Annotated in this window: 6 protein-coding genes; 4 read left to right on the top strand and 2 right to left on the bottom strand. The window is 59.5% G+C overall.

Features of this window, described 5'->3' with window-relative positions:
- Nucleotides 1–183: 183 nt before the first annotated feature.
- Both AC1RME_RS03755 and AC1RME_RS03750 read right to left on the bottom strand, forming a co-directional pair.
- On the bottom strand, nt 184–1404 hold the full coding sequence (locus tag AC1RME_RS03755; RefSeq protein WP_096822464.1) for a CaiB/BaiF CoA transferase family protein: 1221 nt from the start codon (nt 1402–1404) through the stop codon (nt 184–186).
- 13 nt (nt 1405–1417) lie between these two features.
- Nucleotides 1418–2599 carry an acyl-CoA dehydrogenase gene (locus AC1RME_RS03750; protein ID WP_085712999.1) on the bottom strand — a complete coding sequence of 394 codons (1182 nt, stop codon included), beginning with the start codon at nt 2597–2599 and terminating at the stop codon, nt 1418–1420.
- 158 nt (nt 2600–2757) lie between these two features.
- On the opposite strand from AC1RME_RS03750, the gene AC1RME_RS03745 reads away from it, so the two are divergent.
- The 4 genes from AC1RME_RS03745 (at nt 2758) to AC1RME_RS03730 (ending at nt 6982) form a co-directional block, all read left to right on the top strand.
- On the top strand, nt 2758–3657 hold the full coding sequence (locus AC1RME_RS03745; RefSeq protein ID WP_096822463.1) for a LysR family transcriptional regulator: 900 nt from the start codon (nt 2758–2760) through the stop codon (nt 3655–3657).
- A 434-nt stretch (nt 3658–4091) separates the two neighbouring features.
- Nucleotides 4092–5213, top strand: coding sequence for a Re/Si-specific NAD(P)(+) transhydrogenase subunit alpha (locus AC1RME_RS03740; RefSeq protein ID WP_011331831.1), 1122 nt, complete (start codon nt 4092–4094; stop codon nt 5211–5213).
- A gap of 15 nt (nt 5214–5228) precedes the next feature.
- A complete protein-coding gene (locus AC1RME_RS03735; RefSeq protein WP_003187417.1) occupies nt 5229–5549 on the top strand; it encodes an NAD(P) transhydrogenase subunit alpha part 2 in 321 nt (106 codons plus the stop codon).
- Nucleotides 5549–6982 (top strand): NAD(P)(+) transhydrogenase (Re/Si-specific) subunit beta, encoded by a 1434-nt coding sequence (locus AC1RME_RS03730; RefSeq protein WP_493090482.1) that lies wholly within the window; start codon nt 5549–5551, stop codon nt 6980–6982. Before AC1RME_RS03735 ends, AC1RME_RS03730 begins: the two co-directional genes overlap by 1 nt.
- Nucleotides 6983–7004: the final 22 nt, after the last annotated feature.

The following is a 7004-nucleotide window of genomic DNA, read 5'->3' as shown; positions in this document are numbered from 1 at the left end:
TTGAGTTTCAAGGAGTTTTCCGTTTCGACTGCGCCGGAAGTGGGGCGAATTATAGGCCTCCAGAATCTGCCGTCAACTCTTAATTACGCTTTTCTTTCAATAACTTGCCGACAGGTCAAAAAAGCACCCGATTCCCTCTATATAGAAGAAAGAGATACCACCCCTTCTATATAGAGGAAGCCATCAAAGCACCCCATCCTCTTTCATCGCAGCCACCGCCCCAGCCCCCAAGCCCAGCACTCGCTGCAAAACCTCCAGCGTATGTTCGCCCAGCAAAGGAGGCGCACGACGGTACTCAACAGGAGTCCGAGACAACCGAATCGGACTGGCCACCTGCGGCACCATCCCCGCCAGAGCATGTGGCAGCTCAATCGCCAGCCCACGGGATTTCACCTGCGGGTCCTCAAACACCTGCGACAGATCATTGATCGGCCCGCACGGCACACCCGCCTGCTCCAGTTGAGCCACCCACTCGGCGGTCGTCTTGAAGACCGTCGCCTGGCGGATCAGTGGAATCAGCACCGCCCGGTTCGCCACCCGCAGCTTATTAGTCGCGAAACGCGGATCATCCGCCCACTGCGGCTGCCCGGCCACCTCGGCAAATTTGCGGAACTGCCCGTCATTGCCCACGGTAAGAATGAAGTCGCCATCGGCCGTAGGAAAATCCTGGTACGGCACAATATTCGGATGCGCATTCCCCAGCCGTTTTGGTGCATTGCCCGTCGTCAGGTAATTCATCGCCTGGTTAGCCAGACATGCCACCTGCACATCCAGCAACGCCATATCGATGTGCTGACCGCCGCCATCGTGATCACGATGAGCCAGTGCCGCCAGGATCGCCACAGTCGAATACAGACCGGTCAGAATATCCGTGAGCGCCACACCCACCTTCACCGGCCCGGCGCCCTCATAACCTTCAGGTCGCCCGGTGAGGCTCATCAGCCCGCCGAGCCCCTGAATCATGAAGTCATAACCCGCGCGCTTGGCATACGGCCCGGTCTGGCCAAATCCAGTGATCGAGCAATAGATCAGATCCGGATTGATCGCCTTCAGCGACTCATAGTCCAGACCATAAGCCGCCAACCCACCGACCTTGAAGTTCTCGATCAGGATGTCCGACTTGGCTGCCAGCTCCCGTACAAGTTTCTGACCTTCGGGACGCGTGAAGTCGATCGTCACCGATTGTTTGTTGCGGTTGGCCGACAGGTAATACGCCGCCTCCGACGTATTCTCGCCGTAAGCGTCTTTTAGAAAGGGCGGCCCCCAGGCACGAGTGTCATCACCATTGCCCGGGCGCTCGACCTTGATCACTTCCGCCCCAAGGTCGGCAAGAATCTGCCCGGCCCATGGGCCGGCCAGCACTCGCGACAAATCCAGTACCCGCAGATGCGACAGCGCGCCCATGGTCGCTCTCCTATTAATAGAACGCCTGCAGGCCGGTCTGTGCACGACCGAGGATCAGCGCATGAACGTCGTGAGTACCTTCATAGGTATTCACCACTTCCAGGTTGACCAGGTGACGGGCCACCCCGAACTCATCGGAGATCCCGTTACCGCCCAACATGTCACGCGCCATACGAGCGATATCCAGAGACTTGCCGCAAGAGTTGCGCTTCATGATCGAAGTGATTTCAACCGCAGCGGTGCCTTCATCTTTCATGCGACCCAGACGCAGGCAGCCTTGCAGCGCCAGAGTGATCTCGGTTTGCATGTCCGCGAGCTTCTTCTGGATCAACTGAGTCGCAGCCAACGGACGGCCGAACTGTTGACGGTCCAGGGTGTACTGGCGAGCGGTGTGCCAGCAGAACTCCGCCGCGCCCAGCGCGCCCCAGGAGATGCCATAACGTGCAGAGTTGAGGCAGGTGAACGGACCTTTCAGGCCACGCACGTCCGGGAAGATGTTCTCTTCCGGCACGAACACGTTATCCATGACGATTTCGCCAGTGATCGAGGCTCGCAGGCCGACCTTGCCGTGAATCGCCGGAGCGCTCAGGCCTTTCCAGCCCTTCTCCAGCACGAAGCCGCGGATGTCCCCAGCGTCGTCCTTGGCCCAGACCACGAACACATCAGCGATCGGGCTGTTGGTGATCCACATCTTGGCGCCGGTCAGGCTGTAGCCGCCTTCCACTTTGCGTGCACGAGTAATCATCGCGCCCGGGTCGGAACCGTGGTTCGGCTCGGTCAGACCGAAGCAGCCGATCCATTCGCCGGAAGCCAGTTTCGGCAGGTACTTCTGCTTCTGTGCTTCGGTACCAAACTCGTTGATCGGCACCATGACCAGCGAAGACTGCACGCTCATCATCGAACGGTAGCCAGAGTCGACGCGCTCGACTTCACGAGCAATCAGGCCGTAGCTGACATAGTTGAGACCGCTGCCACCGTACTGCTCGGGGATGGTCGCGCCCAACAGGCCGACCTCACCCATCTCACGGAAGATCGCCGGGTCAGTCTTCTCATGGCGGAAGGCTTCGAGCACGCGCGGCGCGAGGCTCTGCTGGGCGAATTGCTCGGCAGTGTCGCGGATCATGCGTTCTTCTTCAGTCAGCTGTTGATCCAGCAGCAGTGGATCGATCCAGTTGAAGCTAGCTTTACCGCCCATGAGTGAGTCCTCGCAAATCGGGTGAATTAACGTGGCATTGATCCTAGGCCCGCTTCGTCATCCCGGCAAACGAGGATTTCGCATCCTGTTGTGCTAATTTCTCACTCCGAAACGTCGCGAAATGCCGATTGAGCGATGTATTAGTGAGGTTGACGTACATGCGCCGCAAGATACCCAGCACCACCGCCCTGATCAGCTTTGAAGCCGCCGCCCGTCACGAGAGCTTTACCAAGGCCGCCGAAGAACTTTCTCTCACCCAGGGCGCCATTTGCCGACAGATCGCCAGCCTCGAGGACTTCCTCAGCGTCGAACTGTTCCGACGCTCCCGTCGCGGGGTGAAGCTGACGGAAGCAGGTCTTTCCTACAGCCGCCGGGTTGCCACTCAACTCGACGCCGTGGAGCGCGACACCCTCTCGGTGATGGGGCAGCAAGGTACCAATGTGATCGAGCTCGCTGTGGTGCCCACCTTCGGCACGCAATGGCTGCTGCCAAGACTGAAGGACTTCCAGCTCAAGCACCCCGAAGTAACGGTCAACCTGACCAACCGTACCCGCCCGTTCCTGTTTGCAGACACCGACTTCGATGCCGCCATCTATTTCGGCGATGCCGATTGGTCGGGGACTGAATCCCACCGATTGATGGGTGAAAATCCGATGCCGGTGTGCAGTCCCGCCCTACTCGGCAGCAAGAACAGTCTCACGCCCGAAGAGATCGCCGATCTGCCGCTGCTCCAGCAAACCACCCGCCCCTACGCCTGGCGGCAGTGGTTCAACTCGCAGCACCTGAACATTCCCCGCGACATGACAGGCCCACGCTACGAGCTATTCTCCATGCTGGCCCAAGCGGCCATGCACGACATGGGTATCGCGCTGATCCCACCGTTCCTGATTCAACGTGAACTGGCCGAGAAACGCTTGGTAATTGCCAACCCGAACGCACTCTCCAGCATCAAGGCGTATTACCTGATGATTCCGGAGCGAAAGGTCGAATCCGCGTCACTCAAGGCATTTCGCGATTGGCTGGTGAACCAGGCACACAGCTACAACCTAGAAGGATAAAGGCTTTCAGCGATTACTAACCCCGTAGTCAGGATATTCAAAGCCCTACAGATATAACTATTTGTCGCAAATCGACAGACTGTATCCGAAAGTCGTACAGACGTCCCACAAGCGGCTGGCGACGTGGCTTTGAGCCTTCATTCGCGACTCATTACGACCTATTCACGTCACCGATGAGAAAATTCTTCAAATTCATCCACACTCCTTGCAAGGCACGGCCTGCAAGGGATTCAGCCAGCCATCTGCGACATTCGGTCACGGGATGACTTGTAGTTAATTTTCCGTCACCCGTCATAATCCCTTGAAGGGCATAAACTTCGCCTGCAAAATGCCGCGCCCCGCCCTGATTTGGCGGGATCGTGCTGATCGGCCGCCCCAGTCGCACCATCCGTAGTGCATGGGTTTACTCAATAAGATCACGCAGGAGATTTGACGTGCACATTGGTGTTCCTCTCGAAACCCAGACCGGTGAAACACGGGTTGCTGCAACCCCGGAAACCATTAAAAAGCTGATCAGCCAAGGTCATAAGGTCACTGTGCAAACCGGCGCCGGCGTTAAAGCCAGCGTTGTCGACAGTGCCTATGAAGCGGCAGGCGCAACCATTGGCAGTGCCAATGACGCGTTTGGCGCCGAGCTGATTCTCAAAGTGGTCGCGCCAAGCGATGCCGAACTGACGCTGATCAAGCGCGGAACGGTGCTGGTGGGCATGCTCAACCCGTTCAACAACGACACCATCGCGAAGATGGCCGAGTGCGGGATTACCGCGTTCGCCCTGGAAGCGGCGCCACGTACCTCCCGGGCCCAGAGCCTCGACGTGTTGTCGTCCCAGGCGAACATTGCCGGCTATAAGGCCGTGCTGCTGGCCGCTCACTACTATCCGCGCTTCATGCCGATGCTGATGACCGCTGCGGGCACCGTGAAAGCGGCGCGCGTGCTGATTCTGGGTGCCGGTGTGGCCGGGTTGCAGGCGATTGCCACGGCGAAACGTCTGGGTGCCGTCATCGAAGCGTCCGACGTACGTCCGGCCGTGAAGGAACAGATCGAATCCCTCGGCGCCAAATTCGTCGACGTGCCTTACGAGACCGATGAAGAACGCGAATGCGCGGTCGGCGTCGGCGGTTACGCCCGCCCGATGCCGGCGAGCTGGATGCAGCGTCAGGCCCAGGCCGTGCACGAACGCGCGAAGCAGGCTGACATTGTCATCACCACCGCACTGATCCCGGGTCGCAAGGCTCCAACACTGTTGAGCGCGGACACCGTGGCGCAGATGAAACCCGGCTCGGTGGTCATCGACCTCGCTGCAGCCCAGGGCGGCAACTGCCCGCTGACCGTGGCCGATCAGGTCGTGATCGAGAACGGGGTGACCATCGTCGGCCCGACCAACCTCGCCGGTGAAGTCGCGGCAGATGCCTCAGCACTGTACGCACGCAACCTGCTGGACTTCCTGAAGCTGGTCTTCACCAAAGAAGGCCAGTTCGAAGTGAACCTCGAAGACGACATCGTCGCCGCGTGCCTGATGTGCCGCGACGGCCAAGTCATCCGCAAAAACGCCTAAGCAGGGATTCAGACGATGGAAGAGCTTATCTCCCCCGGTATCTACAACCTGATCATCTTCGTGCTGGCGATTTATGTCGGTTACCACGTGGTCTGGAACGTTACACCCGCGCTGCACACGCCGCTGATGGCGGTGACCAACGCCATTTCGGCGATCGTGATCGTCGGTGCCATGCTCGCCGCCGCACTGACCGTCACCCCGCTGGGCAAGACCATGGGCACCCTCGCCGTGGCACTGGCAGCGGTCAACGTGTTCGGTGGCTTCCTGGTGACCCGCCGCATGCTTGAGATGTTCAAGAAGAAAGCCCCGAAAGTAAAAGAAGAGGCGCCTAAGTAATGAGCATGAACCTCGTCACGACGCTCTACCTGATCGCGTCGATCTGCTTCATCCAGGCCCTCAAGGGTCTGTCGCACCCGACCACGTCGCGTCGCGGCAACCTGTTCGGCATGCTCGGCATGGCGTTGGCGATCCTTACCACCGTCGGCCTTATCTATAAGCTCGGGGCTGAGCTAGCCACCGCAGGCATCGGCTACGTGATCGTCGGCCTGCTGGTCGGCGGCACCGCCGGTTCGATCATGGCCAAGCGCGTTGAAATGACCAAGATGCCGGAACTGGTCGCCTTCATGCACAGCATGATCGGTCTGGCAGCGGTGTTCATCGCCATTGCTGCGGTGGTCGAGCCGCAGTCGCTGGGCATCGTCAAGCAACTGGGCGACTCGATCCCGGCGGGCAACCGTCTGGAGCTGTTCCTCGGCGCAGCCATTGGTGCCATCACCTTCTCCGGTTCGGTGATCGCGTTCGGCAAGCTGTCGGGCAAGTACAAGTTCCGTCTGTTCCAGGGCGCACCGGTACAGTTCAGCGGTCAGCACAAGCTGAACGCGGTACTGGGTCTGGCGACGCTGATCCTCGGCATCACCTTCATGCTGACCGGCAACCTCGCCGCATTCGCATTGATGCTGGCCTTGGCCTTCATCATGGGCGTGCTGATCATCATCCCGATCGGCGGCGCCGACATGCCGGTCGTGGTGTCGATGCTCAACAGTTATTCCGGCTGGGCGGCGGCGGGTATCGGTTTCTCGCTGAACAACTCGATGCTGATCATTGCCGGCTCCCTGGTGGGTTCGAGCGGTGCGATCCTCTCGTACATCATGTGCAAGGCGATGAACCGTTCCTTCTTTAATGTACTGCTCGGCGGTTTCGGCAATACAGCAGACGCCGGCCCTGCCGGTGAGAAGGAAGCCCGTCCGGTGAAATCCGGTTCGGCTGATGACGCGACCTTCCTGCTGACCAACGCCGACACCGTGATCATCGTGCCAGGTTACGGTCTGGCGGTGGCCCGTGCGCAGCATGCGCTGAAGGAGCTGACCGAGAAGCTGACCCACCATGGCGTGACCGTGAAGTACGCGATTCACCCGGTGGCCGGTCGGATGCCCGGACACATGAACGTACTGCTGGCCGAGGCCGAAGTGCCGTACGACCAGGTGTTCGAGATGGAAGACATCAACTCCGAGTTCGGCCAGGCCGACGTGGTGCTGGTGCTCGGCGCCAACGACGTGGTCAACCCCGCTGCCAAGAACGATCCGAAATCGCCGATTGCCGGCATGCCGATCCTCGAAGCGTTCAAGGCCAAGACCATCATCGTCAACAAGCGCTCGATGGCCAGCGGCTATGCCGGTCTGGACAACGAACTGTTCTACCTGGACAAGACCATGATGGTCTTCGGCGACGCGAAGAAAGTCATCGAAGACATGGTCAAAGCGGTCGAGTAACTCGCGCGCTGCTTCCCCGGAC

The sequence above is a fragment of the Pseudomonas sp. GW822-FHT03F08 genome, from assembly GCF_058801265.1.
The sequence above is the reverse complement of the archived record's forward strand: the minus strand, read 5'-3'. Positions and strand labels throughout refer to the sequence as shown.

What these genes read in the sequence shown, in the direction of transcription:
- AC1RME_RS03755 (WP_096822464.1), bottom strand. Translation starts at nt 1,404, where the DNA reads ATGGGCGCGCTGTCGCATCTGCGGGTACTGGATTTGTCGCGAGTGCTG.
- AC1RME_RS03750 (WP_085712999.1), bottom strand. Translation starts at nt 2,599, where the DNA reads ATGGGCGGTAAAGCTAGCTTCAACTGGATCGATCCACTGCTGCTGGAT.
- AC1RME_RS03745 (WP_096822463.1), top strand. Translation starts at nt 2,758, where the DNA reads ATGCGCCGCAAGATACCCAGCACCACCGCCCTGATCAGCTTTGAAGCC.
- AC1RME_RS03735 (WP_003187417.1), top strand. Translation starts at nt 5,229, where the DNA reads ATGGAAGAGCTTATCTCCCCCGGTATCTACAACCTGATCATCTTCGTG.
- AC1RME_RS03730 (WP_493090482.1), top strand. Translation starts at nt 5,549, where the DNA reads ATGAGCATGAACCTCGTCACGACGCTCTACCTGATCGCGTCGATCTGC.